Annotated in this window: 13 protein-coding genes; 9 read left to right on the forward strand and 4 right to left on the reverse strand. The window is 53.4% G+C overall.

Going from position 1 to position 20,292, the window contains the following annotated elements; all coding sequences use genetic code 11:
- Positions 1-249 precede the first annotated feature (249 nt).
- Both rlmKL and uvrB read left to right on the forward strand, forming a co-directional pair.
- Positions 250-2,406 carry a bifunctional 23S rRNA (guanine(2069)-N(7))-methyltransferase RlmK/23S rRNA (guanine(2445)-N(2))-methyltransferase RlmL gene (gene rlmKL, locus G8770_RS13035; protein ID WP_167187358.1) on the forward strand — a complete coding sequence of 719 codons (2,157 nt, stop codon included), beginning with the start codon at positions 250-252 and terminating at the stop codon, positions 2,404-2,406.
- Between the two features lie 142 nt (positions 2,407-2,548).
- Complete coding sequence (uvrB, locus tag G8770_RS13040; RefSeq protein ID WP_167187298.1) at positions 2,549-4,552, forward strand: excinuclease ABC subunit UvrB; 2,004 nt, start codon at positions 2,549-2,551, stop codon at positions 4,550-4,552.
- A 52-nt stretch (positions 4,553-4,604) separates the two neighbouring features.
- On the opposite strand, the gene G8770_RS13045 is transcribed toward uvrB, so the two are convergent.
- Positions 4,605-6,920: a bifunctional serine/threonine-protein kinase/formylglycine-generating enzyme family protein gene (locus tag G8770_RS13045; RefSeq protein WP_208022244.1), complete on the reverse strand. Its 2,316-nt coding sequence runs from the start codon at positions 6,918-6,920 to the stop codon at positions 4,605-4,607.
- Between the two features lie 65 nt (positions 6,921-6,985).
- Positions 6,986-7,837 (reverse strand): PP2C family protein-serine/threonine phosphatase, encoded by an 852-nt coding sequence (locus tag G8770_RS13050; protein WP_167187304.1) that lies wholly within the window; start codon positions 7,835-7,837, stop codon positions 6,986-6,988.
- Between the two features lie 440 nt (positions 7,838-8,277).
- Between G8770_RS13050 and G8770_RS13055 the strand changes: the two genes are divergently transcribed.
- Together G8770_RS13055 and G8770_RS13060 are read left to right on the forward strand one after the other, a co-directional pair.
- A complete protein-coding gene (locus tag G8770_RS13055) occupies positions 8,278-9,204 on the forward strand; it encodes an FHA domain-containing protein (protein WP_167187306.1) in 927 nt (308 codons plus the stop codon).
- A 47-nt stretch (positions 9,205-9,251) separates the two neighbouring features.
- Positions 9,252-9,500, forward strand: coding sequence for a glutaredoxin family protein (locus tag G8770_RS13060; protein WP_167187310.1), 249 nt, complete (start codon positions 9,252-9,254; stop codon positions 9,498-9,500).
- Positions 9,501-9,723: 223 nt separating this feature from the next.
- Here the strand turns inward: G8770_RS13060 and G8770_RS13065 are convergent, their stop codons facing one another.
- On the reverse strand, positions 9,724-12,096 hold the full coding sequence (locus G8770_RS13065; RefSeq protein WP_167187312.1) for a transglycosylase SLT domain-containing protein: 2,373 nt from the start codon (positions 12,094-12,096) through the stop codon (positions 9,724-9,726).
- Positions 12,097-12,686: 590 nt separating this feature from the next.
- Here G8770_RS13065 and G8770_RS13070 point away from each other — a divergent pair.
- Positions 12,687-14,645 (forward strand): ATP-binding cassette domain-containing protein, encoded by a 1,959-nt coding sequence (locus G8770_RS13070; RefSeq protein WP_167187315.1) that lies wholly within the window; start codon positions 12,687-12,689, stop codon positions 14,643-14,645.
- Positions 14,646-14,778: 133 nt separating this feature from the next.
- Here the strand turns inward: G8770_RS13070 and G8770_RS13075 are convergent, their stop codons facing one another.
- Entirely contained in the window at positions 14,779-15,213 is a 435-nt protein-coding gene (locus G8770_RS13075) for a universal stress protein (RefSeq protein ID WP_167187318.1), read from the reverse strand.
- A gap of 270 nt (positions 15,214-15,483) precedes the next feature.
- Between G8770_RS13075 and G8770_RS13080 the strand changes: the two genes are divergently transcribed.
- The 4 genes from G8770_RS13080 to G8770_RS13095 all read left to right on the forward strand — a co-directional run bounded on the left by G8770_RS13080 (position 15,484) and on the right by G8770_RS13095 (position 20,134).
- Positions 15,484-15,984: a hypothetical protein gene (locus G8770_RS13080; RefSeq protein ID WP_167187321.1), complete on the forward strand. Its 501-nt coding sequence runs from the start codon at positions 15,484-15,486 to the stop codon at positions 15,982-15,984.
- A gap of 415 nt (positions 15,985-16,399) precedes the next feature.
- A complete protein-coding gene (topA, locus tag G8770_RS13085; protein ID WP_167187324.1) occupies positions 16,400-19,102 on the forward strand; it encodes a type I DNA topoisomerase in 2,703 nt (900 codons plus the stop codon).
- A gap of 171 nt (positions 19,103-19,273) precedes the next feature.
- Positions 19,274-19,768 (forward strand): DUF6586 family protein, encoded by a 495-nt coding sequence (locus G8770_RS13090; RefSeq protein WP_167187327.1) that lies wholly within the window; start codon positions 19,274-19,276, stop codon positions 19,766-19,768.
- Positions 19,769-19,885: 117 nt separating this feature from the next.
- The gene (locus G8770_RS13095; protein ID WP_167187330.1) at positions 19,886-20,134 is read left to right on the forward strand and encodes a hypothetical protein; all 249 of its coding nucleotides are present in this window, start codon (positions 19,886-19,888) and stop codon (positions 20,132-20,134) included.
- Positions 20,135-20,292 lie beyond the last annotated feature (158 nt).

Genomic DNA, 20,292 nt, shown 5'->3' on the forward strand with positions numbered 1-20,292 from the left:
TCTTTTGTGAGCGAATCGTCAGTGAACAAGTCGCAGAACTGTTGGTATGTCTGAGAAAAAGTACTGCACCGCGCCGGGCGACAAGAACCCTGGTCACGAACTTGCAGTACACCAAATTTATGTCGGGCTTGTGAATGATTTATTTCTTATATACCCGTCGCTGGTTAGGCCGATGTGTTCTAGTTTCCAGTATTGTTCTGTAATTCGTATTTCAACTACTTGAAATACATTGTTTTTCTGAAGGGCATGATGACCATACAACAATTTTTTGCCACCTGTCCGAAAGGACTGGAAGGCCTGCTGATGACCGAGCTGCAGTCTCTGGGTTTCGATGATTTGAGAGAAACTGTCGCAGGAGTCTACTTCTCAGCCAGTTTGAAGGGGGCGTATCGTGCCTGCCTCTGGTCCCGCATTGCGAACAAAATCTTCCTACCGTTGGGGCGATTTGAAGTGAATAGCGCAGAGGATCTGTACGATGCCGCCCGCAGCATTGATTGGCAGCAGCACATGCTGCCGACCGGAACGCTGCTGGTTGACTTTACCGGTTCCAGCAATGTGATCCGCAACACCCAATTTGGTGCGGTGAAGGTGAAGGATGCGGTAGTGGATGGCTTTCGCGAAAGTGCCGGAGCGCGTCCCAGTGTGACCAAACAGGATCCGGACTTGCGCATTAACGCGCGTCTGAACCGCGGGCATGTCACGTTGAGCATTGACCTCTGTGGCGACAGTTTGCACCGGCGTGGGTACCGCACCAAGCAGGGCGCCGCGCCCTTAAAAGAAAACCTCGCCGCGGCTTTGCTGATGCGCGCCGGCTGGCTGGAAATAGCCGGGCAGGGGGGCGCCTTGATCGACCCCATGTGTGGTTCGGGGACCATTTTGATTGAGGCGGCCATGATGGCACTGGATATCGCACCGGGCCTGGACCGCGCCGGTTTTGGTTTTGAGCGCTGGTTGAATCACGATGCAGAGGCCTGGGCCGAGCTTCGGCACGAGGCTCAGAGCCGCTACCGAGAAGGGTTAACGCGCGATATCCCTGAAATCCGTGGCTACGACGCCGATCGTAAGGTGTTGTTTGCGGCGGAATCCAACATCAGTCTGGCGGGCCTGGACGACTTCGTTCGCGTGGTCTGCAAGCCGTTGAGTGAGTGGGTCAGGCCCACCCATAAGGCGCTTGACTGTGGTCTGATCCTGACCAACCCTCCCTATGGTGAGCGGCTGGGGGAGCAGGAGGCCCTGAAGGGCTTGTACCGCCAATTGGGGGACAAGTGCCGGGAGCATTTCGAGGGTTGGAAGCTGGGGGTCTTTACCGGTAATCCCGACCTGGGCAAGAGCCTGGGGTTGCGTGCCAACAAACGCTACAAGTTATTCAATGGCTCCTTACCGAGTGAGCTGCTGCTCATCAATGTTGAGCCTTCCCAGTACGTCAATGCCCCACCGGCAGAACTGAATAAGCCCAAGCCCTTGTCGCCGGGGGCCGAAATGCTGGCCAATCGCTTGCGCAAGAACCTTAAGCAGTTGTCCAAATGGGTGAAAAACAACGAGATCAGTTGCTATCGGCTCTACGATGCCGATATGCCAGAGTATTCCGCCGCCATTGATATCTACGGCGATTATGTCCATGTACAGGAGTACGCTGCTCCAAAGAGCGTGGATGAAGAGAAGGCCATTGCCCGCTTTGAAGAGATTCAGGCGGCGGTGCCGGCTGCTTTGGGCGTTGATCACGAGCATATAAGCTTTAAGCAGCGCCGCCGCAATCGCGGTAAAGACCAATACCAGCGACAATCGGAGCAGCGGCATCCGCTCATTGCGGTGAAAGAAGGGCCGGCAACGCTGTTGGTGAACCTTTGGGAGTACCTGGATACGGGCCTGTTTCTGGACCACCGACCCGTGCGCCAGCGTATTGCTCAGATGGCCCGAGGGAAGCGCTTCCTGAATCTGTTTTGTTATACCGCGACGGCCACCGTTCACGCGGGTCTCGGGGGCGCCAGAGAGTCTGTCAGTGTCGATATGTCCAACACTTACCTGAAGTGGGCAGAAAAGAATTTTGAGGCCAATAATCTGTCGACCGCGAAGCATCAACTGGTACAGGGGGATTGTTTGCAGTGGCTGCAGGATTGTCGCGAAGGCTTTGACCTGATCATGCTGGATCCGCCCAGTTTCTCCAACTCCAAGCGGATGGAGGGAGTCCTGGATATTCAGCGCGATCATGTCGCCATGATTGATCGGTGTATGGAAATCCTGCTGCCCGGAGGTTGCCTGGTGTTTTCAAACAACCTGCGCAGCTTCAAGCTCGACGACGAGATTGGGGCTCGCTATGCGGTGGAAAACATCACCCAGCAGACACTGGACCCGGATTTCAAGCGCAACGCCAGGATTCATCAATGCTGGTTGATTCGGGCTGTCTGATGGGGTGCTTGCGGGGCGTGCCCCGGTCGCAACACGTCTTATGCCGGTCCGCCAGGGAGTGCCTTGTCGAGTCGCGGGTTTCCTGAGACCATAGGCGATTGTTTAACGCCTGTTTTTATTTGTCAGCATTAGTGATGTAGCCATGAGTAAGCCCTTTACCGTTTCCAGTCCATTCAAGCCTTCCGGAGATCAACCAGCGGCCATCAAGGGGCTGGTGACAGGAATTGAGGCCGGCTTGGCGCACCAAACATTGTTGGGAGTGACGGGCTCAGGCAAGACCTTCACCATTGCCAATGTGATTGAACAGGTGCAGCGGCCGACCATGATCATGGCGCCCAATAAAACCCTGGCGGCCCAGCTGTACGGTGAGTTCAAAGAATTCTTTCCCAACAACGCGGTGGAGTATTTTGTCTCCTACTACGATTACTACCAGCCCGAGGCGTACGTGCCCTCATCCGATACCTTCATCGAGAAGGATGCTTCGGTCAATGAGCACATTGAGCAGATGCGCTTGTCGGCGACCAAAGCCCTCATGGAGCGCAAAGACGCCATTGTAGTGGCCACGGTTTCAGCCATTTACGGCTTGGGAGACCCGGATTCCTATTTGAAAATGGTGCTGCATCTCGTGCGCGGTGATCACATTGACCAACGTGAAATCGTGAGACGTCTGGCGGAACTGCAGTACACTCGCAATGATGTGGATTTTCACCGAGCAACCTATCGGGTGCGCGGGGATGTGATTGACATCTTTCCCGCGGACTCGGATCACCTGGCGTTGCGGATAGAATTGTTTGATGACGAAATTGAGCAGCTGTCTCTATTTGATCCCTTGACCGGCGAAGTGACGCAACGCCTGTCGCGTTTCACGGTGTACCCCAAATCCCACTATGTGACCCCGCGGCAAACCATCGTGGATGCCATTGACGACATCAAGGAAGAACTGAAAGAGCGCCTGCAGCAGCTGCGTGATAACGACAAATTAGTCGAAGCGCAGCGGCTGGAACAGCGGGTCAAGTACGACGTTGAGATGATGCAGGAGCTGGGGTATTGCACCGGCATTGAAAACTACTCCCGCTACCTGTCCGGTCGACCGGCCGGTGAGGCGCCACCGACGTTATTTGATTACTTGCCCGAGGATGCTCTGCTGGTGATTGATGAGTCCCATGTAGGGGTTCCTCAGATCGGCGGTATGTACAAGGGGGATCGCTCCCGCAAAGAAACACTGGTGGAATACGGTTTTCGCCTGCCATCGGCGCTGGATAATCGCCCCATGCGTTTCGACGAGTGGGAGCGGCAGGCTCCGCAGATGATTTTTGTGTCAGCCACGCCCGGCAACTACGAAGCTGAGCACGCCGGACAGACGGTGGAGCAGGTGGTGCGACCGACCGGTTTGGTTGACCCGGAAGTCGAAGTGCGCCCTGCGGGTACCCAGGTGGATGATGCCCTGTCGGAGATTCACAAGCGAGTGACAAAGGATGAGCGGGTACTGATCACCGTGTTAACCAAACGCATGGCGGAGGACTTGACGGATTACCTGCAGGAACATGGTGTGCGGGTGCGTTATCTGCACTCGGATATTGATACGGTAGAGCGCGTCGAGATCATCCGGGATTTGCGTTTGGGGGAGTTCGATGTGCTGGTCGGCATTAACCTGTTGAGGGAAGGGCTGGACATGCCTGAAGTGTCGCTGGTGGCGATCTTTGATGCCGACAAAGAGGGGTTTCTGCGCTCTGATCGCTCATTGATTCAGACCATTGGCCGTGCGGCCCGCAACGTCAACGGTAAAGCCATACTCTACGCGGATAAGATCACCGGCTCCATGCGTCGCTCCATTGATGAGACGGAGCGACGTCGGGCCAAACAGGTGGCTCACAATGAGAAGCACGGTATAACCCCTCAGGGCATACGCAAAAACGTTACCGATATCATGGAAGGTACTTATGTGCCTGGCGCCAGAGCGCAACGCAACAGCCGCAAGGCGGCTGAAAAGCAGGGCAAATATGAAGCGGAACTGGCCACCGGGGATGTTTGGAAGCATGTGGCGACTCTGGAAGAAGCAATGTTCCAGGCCGCCAAAAACCTCGAGTTTGAAGAAGCGGCAAGATTGCGGGATCAAATCAGCCGCTTAAAAGCCTCGCAAGCCTGACGCAGACCTGGCAGGCCCCCCACGCTTGGAGCTTTAGCGCATTGCCTGAAGGCTAATACAGGTCCACCACAACCCGGAAGCCCACGTCGCTGTAACCGATGTCAGGGTTTCTTTTGTCGCGGATGAAATTGGCGGTGTCGGTGTCACTGCTTCGCATTGATCCTCCACGAACACTTCTCATGCTGCAATTGTTTTGCTCGACAGCGCTGCCATCTTTGGGGGCGCCGAGGTAGTGATCCTGGTAGCAGTCCTCTACCCATTCTGCGACATTTCCCGAGGTGTCAAAAATCTTGAAGGGGTTACTGGGAAAGGTGCCGACCGGGGCTGTTTTCGAGCGGAAGAAATTGCTGAAATCACTTTCACAGCCGCGCCGACAGTTGGCTTTTTTCGCGCTGCTGCCTTGCCACCAGAAATTGCCTTTGGTGCCAGCGCGAGCAAAGTATTCCCACTCGGCTTCGGTGGGTAAGCGGTATTTGCGGTCGGTGGTTTTACGCAGCCAGGCCACATAATCCTTGGCGTCCTGCCAGCTGACGTTGATCACGGGACGACTGCCTTTGCCCCAGCGGTTGCTGTCCGGTAACGGGCGCTTGGTGGCCTTGGCAAAGTGCTCAAAATCCGCAAAGGTTATTTCATACTGACTGACCGCAAACGGGTTTTTTAACCGCACCTGGTGGGTCGGGGAGGCGGTGCTGTTGCCGGCGTCGCCCATGGTGAAGCGACCGGCCGGCACGATCACCATGGAGGGGCCCTTGCGGCCTCCGGCCAGCTCGTTGTAAAAGGTGGCACCGGGTACCGGGATCTTGCGCAGGGACACCGTCAGCTCTGTGTCATCTTTATCCAGCTCAATCCATTCGCGGTAAGTGTCGTAACCATTGCTGGTGACCTCAATGTGATAGCGGCCGGGGAGCAGGGGAATGCCTGGATAGTAAGGCTCCCGAATGTTTAATATCCGCACTTTGGCGTCGATAGGGGAGGCATTAACCGACAGTTCACGGCGAGGCGGTGGCGGTGTCACCGGTGGGGTCATGGAGGGCGTGGTCGGGACAATGACTTCCTCCAGAACCGTCTCATCTCCAGCCGTGACCTCAATGGCTTCGGCAGCGTCATCGGCCAGCGCGGGTGTGTCGGCGACGCTGGTTTCTGGTTCGGGGGGCTGCGAGCTCTGGAGCACGGAGTTCACCAGGTCATTGGTAACATCAGACGCTTTGACAACCGCTTCTGGTATCGACGCTTTGAAGGGGACGTCAAAGCGACTGATGGCCATGCTCAGGGCAACCCAGATCAGACTCAGAATGACGGCGAGCGACAAGCCGCGCATGGCGGTGCCCAGCCGACGGCTTGGCAAGGTTTGATAATGAGCGGCTTTTTGTATTCTGGTCGAGACGATCGTGGCACGATTGTCTTCAGCAGTATCGGCGCTGGTTCGTATCTCGGTTACCGTCACTTTCGGGTGCCGGTAAATACCGCGCCTGGGGGTCCAGCGCCAACTGAATACCCAGTGCCCAAACGCTTGCACCTGACTGCTGATGGCGGCGAAACTGGTTAAGATCAACGCTTTCAACAGAGACAGGATCTGAATGGTGTTTGGATCCGTTTCGGTCAGATAACGAGGGTTGGTGTTATTGCGGGTCCCCTGCAAAGTCTGGATCGATTCGACCACTTCTCGCCCGCGCTGGAAGCGATCGTCCGGCTCCTTGGCGAGCAGCTTGTTCAGCAGCGGTTGGAACAGACTGTACTGACCTGGAAGCTTTGGTATCGGCGCCGTTAAATGCTTGATGGCAATGGCGATGGCTTCTTCCGCTTGATAGGGAACGCTGCCGGTCAGCATTTCGTAAAAAACCACACCCAGGCTGTACAGGTCAGACCGTCCATCAATCGGTTTGCCACGGGCTTGCTCGGGGCTCATATAGTGCGGGGTGCCCACCACGGTGCCGGCATTGGTCATGCGCGAAGCGGTGCTTACTGTTTTGGCCACACCAAAATCGGACAGGACCGCAGTGTCATCCTCCCGGAACAGAATGTTTTCGGGTTTGATGTCCCTGTGGATATAGCCTTTTTCGTGGGCGTGGTCCAGGGCGTTGGCAATTTCCTCGGTGATTCTCAAGGCTTCATTGGCACTCAGGCCCTGAGACATTTTGTCGTGCGCAGAGCCACCGGCCAGGTAGTCCATGGCAATGTAGTTGAGGTTTTTAAAGCGACCGATGTCGTAAATAGAAACGATGTTCGGGTGTGACAGCTGGCCAACAATATTGGCTTCGCGCTGAAATCGCTCACTGAACACCGGGTCTGCGTTGAGTGCCGGAGACATGACTTTCAAGGCGACTTCACGGCCCACACTGAGTTGAATGGCCAGGTAGACTGTGGACATGCCGCCTTGATTGATTTTCCGAATTATTCGGTAGCCGGGGATTTGCATTAACGTATTATCCTGACCTACCGTATTGTCCAGTAGCCAATGAGTAAGGCGCTAAACAACGCCAAACCATAGAGGCTGAAATCTAACCAGTCGTGGCCTGTGACCCGCGGTAACCAATCGCGCAACTTATACAGGGGGCTGCGGGCAAACAGCGGGGACTCAATCACCTGAATGGTGATGTTGTCGTGACCACCGTTGTCCAGCGCCTGATTAAGGAGAGCTTGCGAGGCCTCTTTAGGGGTGCGAGCCTGGCAGAGGATTTGAGCCATCGTGCTGTTGTCTACTTCATCGGTCAGGCCGTCACTGCAGAGAATGATCCACTGCTGTTTTTGCCATTGTCCGCGCACGGTATCGACTTTGATGTGGGGTGTTTCCAGTGAGCCAATACATTGGGTAATGATGTTTTTGTCCGGGTGGTGATCGACCTCTTCGGAGGAGATGGCTCCGGAAGCGAGCAGCATTTGTACGTAGGAGTGATCGACCGTGAGCTGCTCTAGGCGTCCGCCATCACGCTCTTCTGTCCACAGGTAAGCGCGGCTGTCCCCCACCCAGGACACCTGGTAATCGCTGTCATCAGTGTTCAGGGCAACCACGGTTGACCCCATTCCGGAGGCCCCTTCACCGGTGGTGGAGGCTTTGATGACCGCTTTGTGTGAACTGTGGATGGCATCTTCCAACGACCGTCCGCGAATAGAGGATTCCGCCAGTGTTCGCTTTACAATCGCACTGGCCACTTCACCGGCTTCATGGCCACCCATGCCGTCGGCCACTGCCCACAGGCCTTTTTCGGGATTACTGAGGTAGCAGTCCTCATTGTTATCCCGGTATAGTCCCTTATCTGTTACCGAGTGGGATTGTAATGGCGGCATAAAATCTCAGTCCGTAGGATCTTTCTGATTTTCTTCATTGTTGGTGGCGCAGTAACCCGATTTTGGAAACCCTGTTGCTCAGTCAACTCGATCGATAGCTGTTTTGTAACACTATAGCTGTCAAAACATTGTACATGAGGACGTTTTCAGTCACATCCGCTGTAGGGAACCCTGTTGCTTAACTGTGCTCTTTGTCATCCGCCTTCTGCAGAAGGATACTGGCTTAAGCGGCTAACTCTTCTCTGGTATACCCAGGCCGAGATCATCTTTACCTTCTTAAAACCTGCCTCAATTGTCAATTGCATCATGCAAAAGCTAATACTAATGCTAAATCCTATAGAATAAAGTGAAATATTTCACCTAAGCTATTGATCGGATAGAGGCTTTTATGCATTATCAAAGCAATTTTTCAGGACAGATGATTAGGGAATAAGCCGTTTATGCTCAAACTCCGCTTCACAAATAACAAGCAAAATGCGGTGTGGCTTGTTGAGCCTAAAGTCGTTATTGGCCGAAATACGGCCTGCGATCTGGTGGTTGATCACCCTGAGATTGATCCGAAACACGCAGAAATTCGCGTGAATCATGAACAACTGCACTTGGTGTTATTGGCCGAAAGCGGCAATACCTTGCTGAACGGAAGAGTTGTACCTGTGCGCAAACTGGTGCCGCTTAAAGCCAGGGATATTATACGCCTGGCGGATTCAGAACTGGAGGTCATCGATCCTAAGCAGGAGGCGAGGGCTGCTCCGACGATCCCGCGACAAGCGGAAAGTACCGGGTGGGCCTTAAAAGCCAACCATCCGTCGCTTTCCAGTCGAGTTTTTCCCCTGCTTGAGGTCAATCTGGTGGGGCGCTCAAGTGAATGTGACATCACCCTGGGCGCAGCACACTTGTCGCGCCGACATGCAGAATTGATTGTCAAAGACGGTTTGCTTTACGTCAAAGATCTGGGGTCTTCCAATGGCACCTTTGTCAATGGCAAGCAGGTGGATCATGCGAGGATCAAGCGCGGTGATGATTTGCGTTTTGATACTCTCAGTTTTGGCGTCATTGGTCCAACCGATGACTTGGACAAGACAACGCTGAGGGTTGTATCGCACAAAAACCCACCGGCGGCATCCTCAAAAACGCTGTCCAGCGCTGTTTCCGGTCATGACAGCATGCTCTCAGGCCGAGCCGGCGCCAAGCCTCAACAGGCTGAAGCGGGCAATTGTGCTCGTCGTCCGCGTCCGGTTTCCAGTGCTGGCGTAGAGTCGATAGAGCCAACACCTCAGGCAGCTGGACGTGGTAGCCTTATTGGTGCCGCGCTTCTTATCTTAATTGCCGGGGGCGGCTTCCTGGTTTGGCAAAGCGGCTTAATCTGATTTCCAGGCTGCTGATACAACGGTTAACGTGACGGCTTGCTGCAGACATGAAAACACTTTATTTGTACACCACCCTGGGGTGTCATCTTTGCGAGCAGGCAAAAGCACTTTCCTGGCCGGTATTGGAACATTATGGATACCGACTGCAGGAAGTCGAAATTGCTGATGATGATGATTTGATGGCTTGCTACGGGGTTCGCATTCCGGTCGTCCGGCGTGAAGGCCTCGAACAGGATTTGGGGTGGCCTTTTAGTCAGGAAGAGCTTGCGCTTTACCTGTCAGCTGGCAACGATTAGTTTTATCCGTTCAGGGTGGGTTTGCCCACCACAGCCAAGCTGGCTTATTGCTTCATCGACAACCTGTTACTTCGTTTACACCCTATTGCCTCATTGACAACCTACAGCAACAGAAGCCTGCATGTGCTGGTCTTCAGGCGGTGCATGCTTAAGGGCCCTCGACCGCTCCCTGTGGCCGCTCTGAGCCTTCTAAATTGTTATTCCCCGTTGCTGAGATCTCGCCCTACAGGGTTTCATGGCTTTCATGATTGCTGAGCATAGCCGGTGTTGTACCGGTTCTGTACCCATAAATAACCGAATAGGCCAGAACGTTCTGGACATATTTGCGGGTTTCATTGAAAGGAATGACTTCAATCCACACATCATAAGGCAGTTGATTGGCAGACCTTTCCTGCCATTTTTTGACCCGATGCGGGCCGGCGTTATACGCCGCCGCGGCTAAAATCCGATTGCCATTAAAGTGCTTGAGCAGTTCCGTGATATAGGCACTGCCCAGATTGATGTTCTTTTCGGGCTTAAATAAATCACTGGGCTGATACTTCAAGCCATTTTTATGGGCCGTTTGCCTGGCCGTGGCTGGCATTAATTGCATTAAGCCCATGGCGCCGGCCGGTGAGCGGGCTTTCGCTGAAAAGGCGCTTTCCTGGCGAGCGATGGCAAATACCAGCAGTGGCGATATTTGATTCTTTTGGGCAGCGTTAAAGACCTGCTGGTTGTAGGCCAGGGGAAAACGAAGTTGCAGGTCGTCCCAATATCGAGCGGACGCCATGGAAATGATGGCTTTCTGGTGCCAGCCCCATTGATGGGCAATTTTGGCCATGGCGATGTGCTCATCCGCGTGCGTAAAACTCTGGTTCAGGTAATACCATTCTCGTGTTGCGCTGAGATTATCGTTGACGGCCAGTAATTCTTTGGCGCGCCGTGTCGACGGGTTGCTGGCAACCGCTTGCAGAACTTCGTCCGGCGGGTTGGCCGGGATATCCCCCAGCTGGTACTGGTGCCCCAGGCGATCAGCCGCCAAAAAAGCGTAAAAACTGCGTTGGGTAGCCAATTGCTGATAGATCTGGGTGGGGGTGGTTTGTTCGGGAGAGCTGATGTTCAATTCTTCCATCGCTCGGGCCAGCCAATAGAGCCAGCGCTCTGATTGCTTCTCTTCATTCGGCAAGAGTTCGATGTAGCGGTAAGTTTTATCCCAGTCCTGTTCTTTCAAGGTCTCGCGGATCAATATGCCGGCAGTATAGGCGTCGTCCAGACGGGATATGCTGGATAAGAGTTCATCGGCTTCGGAGTGAAATTCTTTCAGGGCCAGCCGGGTGGCCAAATATTGTTGTGCTTCTATGCGCTGGTCTTCACTGAAGGTGAACTGCTCATCGTAGTATTGCCATTCCTGCATTGCGCGGATCGGGTTCAGGCGTGAATAGCGCTTAACGCCATGCAGAATGACACTCTGCATGGCCTCTGACTGTTGCTGGAACTTTTTGTGTTGACGAATTTTATTGGGGTTTCGGTCCACCTCAAGCGCCAGTTGTGCCAGTGAGGTATAAGGCGCCTGAAGCTTGCTGGATAGGTAACTGGCCAATGATCGGTTGCCGGCGGCCAATGCTTTGTTAAATCGATCCCAGGCGATCTGCTGGGTGAGGCCGCCATTTTTCGTCCATGTTGCAAAAATGTAATCACACTCGTCCGGCTGTGAGTTTGCCACGTTCCACAGCTCTGCCGTTTCACTCAATGCGTCTTTGTCTCCGGTGAGAAAACGGGCCTGTATATAGCGGCAGGTTAATGCGGTGGTGGCCACGTCAGGCCGGTAATATTTTACAAAGTCTTTCCAGCGTGACCTGGAAGCCAATGAGGATAGCCAGCTCTGGCGTATTCGACCGACCAGGTGGCCATTGTCACCGTTCAAAAATTCATCCAGTTTTTTGACCGGGTAGTTAGGGGCATAGCGCCTGAGGTTGTAGTAATCCAGATATACCGCCAACGGGTAATCATCCAGGCCTGACCGCAGCGTGCGAAATTCCTTTAAATCGCCTCGGCGCAGTGCTTTGCGGGCCAGCAGGTAGTTCTTACGCTGCTCTTTCAGTTTTTCATCATCGGCAGGAATCTGTTCCTGGCCTGGATGGCTATCAGCCGATGTGGTCCCCTTGGCAGAAGGGGGTAATGCTCTGTAGGCGGCTTGAGCGATGTGAGTGACGGGCGCGTCTGCTTGCAGGCGTTGCGTTTCGGTTGCCGCCAGCGATGACGTTAGGGCTGGCTGATCAGCTTCAGACGTCAGCCCCTGCGGTTCATTGATCGCTGGCTGAGGCTCGCTATTGATTGGCCGAAGCTCTCCATTAACTGGCTGAGGCTCTCCATTAGCTGGCTGAGGCTCTCTATTAATCGGCTGAAGCTCTAAATCAACCAGTTGAGGCTCTAGGTTAACCCGTTGAGGCTCTTGCGTTAGATGTGGAACTGCTGTCGAGGGTGACGCTTTGTGCTCATCGGACTCTGCAACTACAGTGGCCGGATGTGTAGAGCAGAGAAAGAAAAGCAGGGTGGTGAGTGAAAATACATTGATGTTCGTAGGTTGACGTCTAGGGGAAGGTGAACTTTTTCTCATGCAGCTACTTATAATGAGATGACGTATTTCTGGTGAAATCGCGTCGAGACCGATTTTGGAGTGTTGTTGAAGTTGAGTCACGTTAACGGATCTCACGTTTGACTGAAAGTGCCTATGCAACACAACCGTAAAATTTTATGCGTTAAGTTGGGGTTTAGTCGACTGTGCGTCGTTTGTGTCTTTTTTTTGATGACTGAAAGCGTCCTTGGTTTACAGTGTAGGGTAAAAATGCCGGAATGGCCTGCAGGGAACAGCTGGAATTATAAAATTCTCTCCGGTATTGCTTGTTGGTTTTTTGATCAGCCTGGTGGGCGTGCTTGAGGGCCGGGTTGCGACTCCCTGGCATTGTCGACGCCCGCCATGACGCAAGCCGGCAATGCCCAACTGGAAGCAGCAAGACCTTTTGGGAAGTGCCCAGCGGGTCTCGTTAAAAGGCCGTTACTCGGGGGCAATCCCTCGAACGGGTCGTATCGGGTGTATTCGGCAGGGCCAGATTCTATTGGGAGACGACGCCGATTACAGGTACTATGGCGGCCTTAATTGATCCCCGATCGAGCCCAGCCGATCCAAAGTCCCAGGTTTTACACATTATGTCCTTGATTGAATTAAAAAACGCCAGTTTGCACTACGGTACCCAAGTTCTTTTGGATGGCATTGATCTGTCCATTGAAAAAGGGCAGCGGGTCTGTCTGATCGGGCGCAATGGTGCGGGTAAGTCCAGCTTATTGAAGGTATTGACCGGGGATGTGGCGTTGGACGACGGCTCTGTCTGGCGTCAACCGACCTTGAAGATAGCCCGTCTGGAGCAGGACCTGCCTGAAGCCGACGAGCTCAGTGTCTACGACGTTGTCTCCAGTGGGTTAAATGAGGCCGGTGAGCTATTGGCCGAGTACCACCACATCCTGCTCCGTGTTGAGCAGGGAGACGAGAAAGCTTTGGTTGAGCTGTCCAGAGTCCAGCAAGCCATTGATAACCAGGATGCCTGGAGTCTTCAGCAGCGTGTAGAAACCGTGATCAGCCGTCTGGATTTGCCCATGGACAAGACCATGGCTGAGCTCTCGGGGGGGTGGCGTCGTCGCGTTGCGCTGGCCAAAGCCCTGGTCATTGACCCCGACCTCCTGTTACTGGATGAGCCGACAAACCACCTGGATGTACTGGCCATCGAATGGCTGGAAAAGCAGGTTCTGGATTTTCGGGGCGCGGTGGTTTTTATTACCCATGACCGTTCCTTGTTGCAAAGTCTGGCGACGGACATCGTGGAGCTCGACCGTGGCCATATCCGCAACTGGCATGGCGACTATGCCAGCTTTCTGGAGTTCAGGGAGCAGCAGTTATTGGAAGAAGAGCGCCATAATGCGCTGTTTGACAAGCGGTTGGCGGAAGAAGAGGTTTGGATTCGTCAGGGTATCAAGGCCCGGCGTACCCGCAATGAAGGTCGGGTGCGGGCCTTGAAGGCCATGCGTGATGAGCGGTCTGAGCGGCGTGAGAAACAAGGTACAGCTCGTATTGAGGTTAACGCGGGCGGGCTCTCAGGCAAGCTTGTGGCGCAGCTGGAGAATGTTAGTCAGCAATTTGCCAGTGGCGGCAAGGTGGTGGACCGTTTCACCACGACCATCATACGGGGGGATCGGATAGGGTTTATCGGTCCAAACGGCGCAGGCAAAAGTACCTTGCTGAAAATTATCCTGGGGCAGTTGACACCGACCGATGGCACGGTGAAATGCGGGACCAATCTGGAAGTCGCCTATTTTGATCAGTTGCGTGATCAATTGGACCTGGAGAAAAGTGCCGTTGATAACGTCTCGGAGGGCCGTGACAGCATTACCATTGGCGACCGCAGTCGCCATATCATCAGTTATCTCAGTGACTTTTTGTTTACCGGCGATCGAGCGAGAACCCCGGTGAAAGCCCTTTCGGGTGGCGAGCGAAATCGAGTGATGCTGGCCAAGCTGTTCAGCAAGCCCAGCAATCTGCTGGTGCTGGATGAGCCAACCAATGACCTGGACGTGGAGACGCTGGAGCTGTTGGAGGAAATACTGGGCAAATACGATGGCACAATTTTGCTGGTCAGTCACGACCGGGCCTTTCTGGATAATGTTGTCACCAGTACGATTGCCTTTGAAGGCAATGGCGCTGTTCGGGAGTATGTCGGCGGCTACGATGACTGGTTGCGCCAGGGTGGCAAGTGGGGAGCGGCATCAGCCCAAACAGGGCGGGAGCCCGATGCGGATGGCGGTGCTCAGGCTGAGGGGGCGTCAGCAAACACCGTCTCTGCTGACGCACTGCAAGAGCCTGCTTCAACAACACCGCAAGGTTCGGTCGAAAAAAAGACAAAGCTCAGCTATAAGCTTCAGCGTGAATTGAATACTTTGCCCGCTGAAATCGAAAGCCTTGAAGAAGCCGCTGGTGATCTTGAGGCCCAGATGTCGGCACCTGATTTCTTTGAACAGGACCGTGAGCAGGTAGAAAAAGTGGTCGCCCGACTGGGTGAAATTCAGGCAGAACTTGAGATTAAGTACGCGCGCTGGGATGAGCTGGAGGCAATGTGACCCTGTGTTTGCTGGGCGTTTTTGCTCCGCACCTGCGGGTAAGGGGCAGGTGCGGAGGAAAATAGGTTGCTGCCCCGGCAGCCAGTCTGTGGCGGCTGCCACAGTCGGGGAAGTCTCACGGATATTATGGCGGTCAATCTTTGACTCGTACCGCTAGCACATCCGTCAGCGCACCGTGGAGAACGCCGTTAGCGGTTGAACCCAGTAACAAAGCAAGTCCTTTGCGGCCATGGCTGCCGACAACGATGAGGTCTGCGGCCAACTCTTTGGCCAGATCGTGAATTTCAGCTACGGGTTGCCCCACGATGATATGACGGTCCTCGGTGGCAATGTTGTAAGGCGCGGCCAGGATTTTAAGTTGTTCGGTGGCCTGGGATTGCAGTTGGTCCTGTATTTCACTTAAGTCAACGGGGATGTCACCGCCGTAGGCGAAGGTCAGGGGTTCAACAATATGCACTAAAGAAAGCTTGGCGTTATTCGCTTTGGCTAGCGCCGCCGCTTTTTCGATCACCTGAGGCGATTCTTCGCTAAGGTCCAGACCTGTAAGAATATGCTTATAACAAGACATAGAGAGCTCCTTTTCCTAGGCTCATTGGTTATAGTTACATCGACCATCGTAACGATGATTACCGACTTATAATTGATCTCAGTCAACTGTATTGCGCAAACAGGCGAGGTTCAAATCAGTAACTAAATATCATAGTAGACCTTCTGTTCATAATTTCCTAGAGGCAGAGGGATGAGTGGTTGATGCTGGCTGAGTGTCTTAATTATTTCTCGCATGGGCTCTGGCGGCCGGTGAGTGAACAAACCTTTTACAACCAAGAGAAATTAACTCATGTGGTTACCGATATTGATTTGTTTGGCTGCGGTTGCTTTACTGCTGGGGCCTGTGTTGCTGATGCAGCCTACGGCTTCACAGCGAAGAGAGGCGGCTTTGCGCAATTTGGCGATGCAGAAAGGTTTGCGGGTCCACCTTCAGCCCGCTCCCGCTGGAGTTGATCTGCCGGCCCGGACTAAAACCGTGCCGATTTACTGTCGGCCCTGGACCGATAAAAAAAGTGCAAACCCGGCCTGGGTGCTGATTAAAAAGAAATACGACCATGGTTTACACGCGCATGGAAACTGGGATTGGAGTAAAAAGCCTGACGGTGCTTCGCTTGAGTTGCGCTTTGGCACTTTCTGGCCGCTGCTCGATCAGCTGCCTGAACGTGTCGTGGGTGTGGCTAATGGCCCGCAAGGGCTGTGTTGCTACTGGAATGAACTGGGGGGGGAAGAGGTTGTCAGTGAAATTCAGGAATGGCTTGAAAAGGCGTCATTGGCACTAAAACAAAATTAAAAAGTGGCCTGGCCTAATGGGATCAGTGTTGTGATACAAGCGCTGATTGAAGATGGGTTTCGACGAATCTTCGTTGATTTGAGTGAATAATGTCTTGAAATCTCAGGGCATAGCCCGCACTGATGGAACTGTGGTGCGGGCACTGAATCGGCACTGGGTCTTTCCTTTTAACGGGGAACTATCACCGAGTGGGGGTTTCCAATCCCGCTGAATGTGTGTTATCTGTAAAAAAAGAAAAAGTGATTTAGTGGTTGTTTTGTGCAAATTCAGGCTTTTTGCACTTAAATCCACAAGATGGCTTGACCCTTGACGGTCTAGCAATTATACATGCGCAACCTTACATGCCGAGGCGGTCGTTGCGACGGCCATTTGGAAATTAAGCTGTTTGAAGCTGTCGTATAAATAGAAGGAAGATATGGGTAAATCCTTAGTCATTGTTGAATCCCCCGCAAAAGCGAAGACTATCAACAAGTACCTCGGCAATGATTTCATTGTGAAATCCAGTGTGGGCCACATTCGTGATTTGCCTACCAGTGGAGGGGCAAAGAAACCTATCGATCCGAAAGAGCGGGCTCGCCAGGCAGCAATCACACGCAAGTTATCACCCGAAGACAAGGTGATACACAAACGCAAGAAAGCCAAAGAGCAGCTGATCAACCGCATGGGGATTGACCCCGAGAATGGTTGGGAGGCGCACTATGAAATCCTCCCGGGTAAAGAAAAAGTGGTGGATGAGTTGCGCAAGCTGGCTGAAAAAGCCGATACCATTTATCTCGCAACGGATTTGGATAGAGAGGGGGAGGCCATTGCCTGGCATCTCCAGCAAGCCATTGGCGGTGATGAATCGCGCTATCGCCGAGTGGTTTTCAACGAGATTACCAAAAGTGCTATCCAGGAAGCGTTCAAACACCCGGGCCCCATCGATCAGAATCGAGTGAATGCCCAGCAGGCCCGGCGTTTTCTTGACCGGGTGGTGGGGTACATGGTTTCTCCCTTGCTGTGGGAAAAAGTTGCCCGCGGCTTGTCTGCCGGTCGGGTGCAATCGGTAGCGGTGCGCCTGGTGGTTGAGCGCGAGCGTGAAATTCGCGCTTTTATCCCCGAAGAATACTGGGATGTATTCGCTGACTTGCTGTCAGGCGCCAACGACCAGGTTCGTTTTGAGGTGAAGCGGTTTAACGGTGAAGCCTTCAAGCCGCTGAATGAAGAGCAGGCGATGACGGCGGTTAATGCGCTGCGCAATGCCACGTACACCGTGTCGGCTCGCGAGGATAAGCCCACCAGTTCCAAGCCGGGTGCGCCCTACATTACTTCGACGTTGCAGCAGGCGGCCAGTACGCGCCTGGGCTTCAGCGTGAAAAAGACCATGATGTTGGCTCAACGCTTGTACGAAGCCGGTTACATCACGTATATGCGTACGGATTCCACAAATCTGAGTAAAGAGGCAGTGGAGTCCTGCCGTGATTTTATTCTTGAGCAATACGGTAAGCCGTACCTGCCTGAAGCAGCCAATAATTATTCCAGTAAAGAGGGCGCGCAAGAGGCTCACGAAGCCATTCGCCCTTCGTCGGTCACCACCAAACCGACTCAACTCACTGGCATGGAGCGTGATGCGGAACGACTCTACACCTTGATTTGGCAGCAATTTGTCGCCTGCCAAATGACACCGGCGGAATTCACCAGCACGACATTAACGGTGATGTCCGGCGATTACGAATTGAAAACTCGCGGCCGAGTCATTCGTTTTGACGGGTACACGAAAGTTCAGCCACCCGGTGGTAAAAAAGACGAAGACATTATTCTTCCGGAGCTTTCCAAAGGGGACGCTCTGATCCTCAAAGAGCTGGATCCTATTCAGCACTTTACCAAGCCGCCGGCACGGTATACAGAAGCGAGCCTGGTAAAAGAGCTGGAGAAGCGAGGTATCGGTCGACCCTCTACCTATGCATCGATCATTTCAACCATTCAGGACCGCGGTTATGCCCACGTAGACAAGCGTCGTTTTTACGCTGACAAAATGGGCGATATCGTGACTGAGCGGTTAACCGAAAGCTTTACCGACCTGATGAACTACAGCTTTACCGCCAACATGGAAGAGTCGTTGGATGATGTGGCTGATGGCAAGGTCGAATGGCACCAGTTGTTGGACAACTTTTACAGTAACTTTTCCAAAACACTGTTGAATGCTCAAAACGATGAAGGCGGTATGCGTCAGAATGAGCCCACAGAAACGGACATTCCGTGCGCTACCTGTGGTCGTCCGATGCAAATTCGGACCGGTACAACGGGCGTATTTTTAGGCTGCTCGGGCTACGCCTTACCTCCCAAGGAACGCTGTAAATCGACCATGAATCTGGTGTCCGGTGATGAAGCGGTTAACGCGGACGATGACGATGAGGCCGAGTCCAAGCAACTGCGCAACAAACGGCGCTGCAAACTCTGCAACACTGCCATGGACAGCTACCTTCTGGATGAAAGCCGTAAATTACACATCTGTGGTAATAACCCGGACTGTGCCGGTTTTGAAGTGGAGCAAGGTAGCTTTAAGCTGAAAGGGTATGACGGGCCTGTAATCGAGTGTGATAAGTGCGGCAAGGATATGCAGCTTAAAACCGGACGGTTCGGCAAGTACTTTGGCTGTACCGGCGAAGAGTGCAAAAACACTCGCAAGTTGCTGAAAAGCGGCGAGGCGGCACCACCAAAAATGGACCCTGTGCCGATGCCTGAGTTGGCTTGTCTCAAAGTGGAAGATCACTACATTTTGCGCGATGGGGCATCGGGACTGTTTCTGGCGGCCAGCCAGTTTCCTAAAAATCGGGAAACCCGGGCTCCCCTGGTTTCCGAGTTGTTGCCACACAAATCAGAGATCGATCCCAAGTACAGTTTTTTGTTTTCAGCGCCAACTGAAGATGATGAAGGAAACCCAACGCTGGTTCGCTTCAGTCGCAAGACCAAAGAGCAATACGTGCAGTCCGAAATTGACGGTAAAGCCACCGGCTGGAAGGCTTTTTACGAAAATGGCGGCTGGGTGGTGACCGAGAAGGGGAGCAAGGCGCCGGCTAAAAAAGCTGTTGCTAAAAAGCCGGCAGCCAAAAAGAAAGCGGCCTCAAAAACCGAGTAGCTGACGAAAAACGCTCGTCAATTAAGGTAAAAATGGCGCCATCGGCGCCATTTTTCATCAAGCCCGTTGATTGGGCTGAACCAAAAAGTAACCTTCAACGTAACCATCACCAAGACTGTAAGCGCATGTGCATCTGCTGGAGTGGATGAATATGCTCGCTGAGAGTGCATTATGAGTAATCCCTATCAGGCTCGTGTTCTGCAAAAGCTGTCTCACTGCCGGTTGTTGATGCAACAGCTAACCCAGTGGGATCAATTTGACCGGCAAGGGCAGGAGGCATTGATGCAGGGGGCGGTTGTGCATTTGGCGACGGCTTGCCGACTGTATCTCCGTGAAATCGCATACGCCTTAAATGTGGTTCAGGCGGAGGCTATTTTTACCCCGGCGGATCTGGTCAATGCTGCCCCAAAAGGCCTGGGAGTGGCAGAAATCGCCACTCAGGACTGGATCACTGAATTGTTAGCCGCGGAACGCGGGATTTTGAACCCCCCTCTGGTGCCCCATCGGGACAAAGTGGGTCGAGATGAGGTGTCTTCGCCTCAGATCATTGCTGTAGACTCCGTAGCCCAGCCTTTTGGTGAGGTGACCGGAGAAGTTCTGCATCGCTGGTGTAAGGCGTTTGAGGCCTTGTCTGAGCGCCAGAGAGAGTCGTTTGTGGAATATTGACGCACAAAAGTGTTAGAATATAGGCCAATTTACTCAGTTGCATTGGCCTAGTCAGATTCGAGCGCTCCTCTTTCTGCTCAGTACCTTTAGCAGATTTACCTCGATTTTGGAGTTGTTATGTCTTCATCCCTGTACGAAATTGTTGAGCTGGCCGATGGCGGTGTAGGTTTACGTCGTGCAGGCGAGGAGGGTAGTGAGCCTCTGGTCTGCATCAAGTTTTCCAAAGAGGCGGAAGACTTTCTCAGTGATGGGCGTTTTGATGTGGTGAAAGCCATGATCGAAGCGGGATTGGAAGCCGTGGGTGAGTTGTCAGAACAGTCCCAGGAAGAGTACGCACTGGAGCCCGAGCAGCGCACATTACACTGAAAAGCCCTTCCCTCAATGTGAGGCCGGAGCATCGCCGCGAGAGTGTCCTGATAACTGTGTAAACGTCCCGTGACGCGTCAAAGATGAGCCGTTACCCGCTCACCAAATTCGATAGTAAACCGGTTTAGCGCGGGCTTCCAGTTCCTGATCGGCATAGT

The organism is Pseudomaricurvus hydrocarbonicus, from assembly GCF_011602365.1.
Classification (GTDB): Bacteria; Pseudomonadota; Gammaproteobacteria; order Pseudomonadales; family Cellvibrionaceae; genus Pseudomaricurvus; species Pseudomaricurvus hydrocarbonicus.

Excerpts from the sequence above, each read along its gene's own strand:
- G8770_RS13055 (WP_167187306.1), top strand. The coding sequence starts at position 8,278 with ATGCTCAAACTCCGCTTCACAAATAACAAGCAAAATGCGGTGTGGCTT.
- G8770_RS13065 (WP_167187312.1), bottom strand. The coding sequence starts at position 12,096 with ATGAGAAAAAGTTCACCTTCCCCTAGACGTCAACCTACGAACATCAAT.
- G8770_RS13060 (WP_167187310.1), top strand. The coding sequence starts at position 9,252 with ATGAAAACACTTTATTTGTACACCACCCTGGGGTGTCATCTTTGCGAG.
- G8770_RS13070 (WP_167187315.1), top strand. The coding sequence starts at position 12,687 with ATGTCCTTGATTGAATTAAAAAACGCCAGTTTGCACTACGGTACCCAA.
- G8770_RS13080 (WP_167187321.1), top strand. The coding sequence starts at position 15,484 with ATGTGGTTACCGATATTGATTTGTTTGGCTGCGGTTGCTTTACTGCTG.
- uvrB (WP_167187298.1), top strand. The coding sequence starts at position 2,549 with ATGAGTAAGCCCTTTACCGTTTCCAGTCCATTCAAGCCTTCCGGAGAT.
- topA (WP_167187324.1), top strand. The coding sequence starts at position 16,400 with ATGGGTAAATCCTTAGTCATTGTTGAATCCCCCGCAAAAGCGAAGACT.
- G8770_RS13050 (WP_167187304.1), bottom strand. The coding sequence starts at position 7,837 with ATGCCGCCATTACAATCCCACTCGGTAACAGATAAGGGACTATACCGG.
- G8770_RS13045 (WP_208022244.1), bottom strand. The coding sequence starts at position 6,920 with ATGTCCACAGTCTACCTGGCCATTCAACTCAGTGTGGGCCGTGAAGTC.
- G8770_RS13075 (WP_167187318.1), bottom strand. The coding sequence starts at position 15,213 with ATGTCTTGTTATAAGCATATTCTTACAGGTCTGGACCTTAGCGAAGAA.
- rlmKL (WP_167187358.1), top strand. The coding sequence starts at position 250 with ATGACCATACAACAATTTTTTGCCACCTGTCCGAAAGGACTGGAAGGC.
- G8770_RS13095 (WP_167187330.1), top strand. The coding sequence starts at position 19,886 with ATGTCTTCATCCCTGTACGAAATTGTTGAGCTGGCCGATGGCGGTGTA.
- G8770_RS13090 (WP_167187327.1), top strand. The coding sequence starts at position 19,274 with ATGAGTAATCCCTATCAGGCTCGTGTTCTGCAAAAGCTGTCTCACTGC.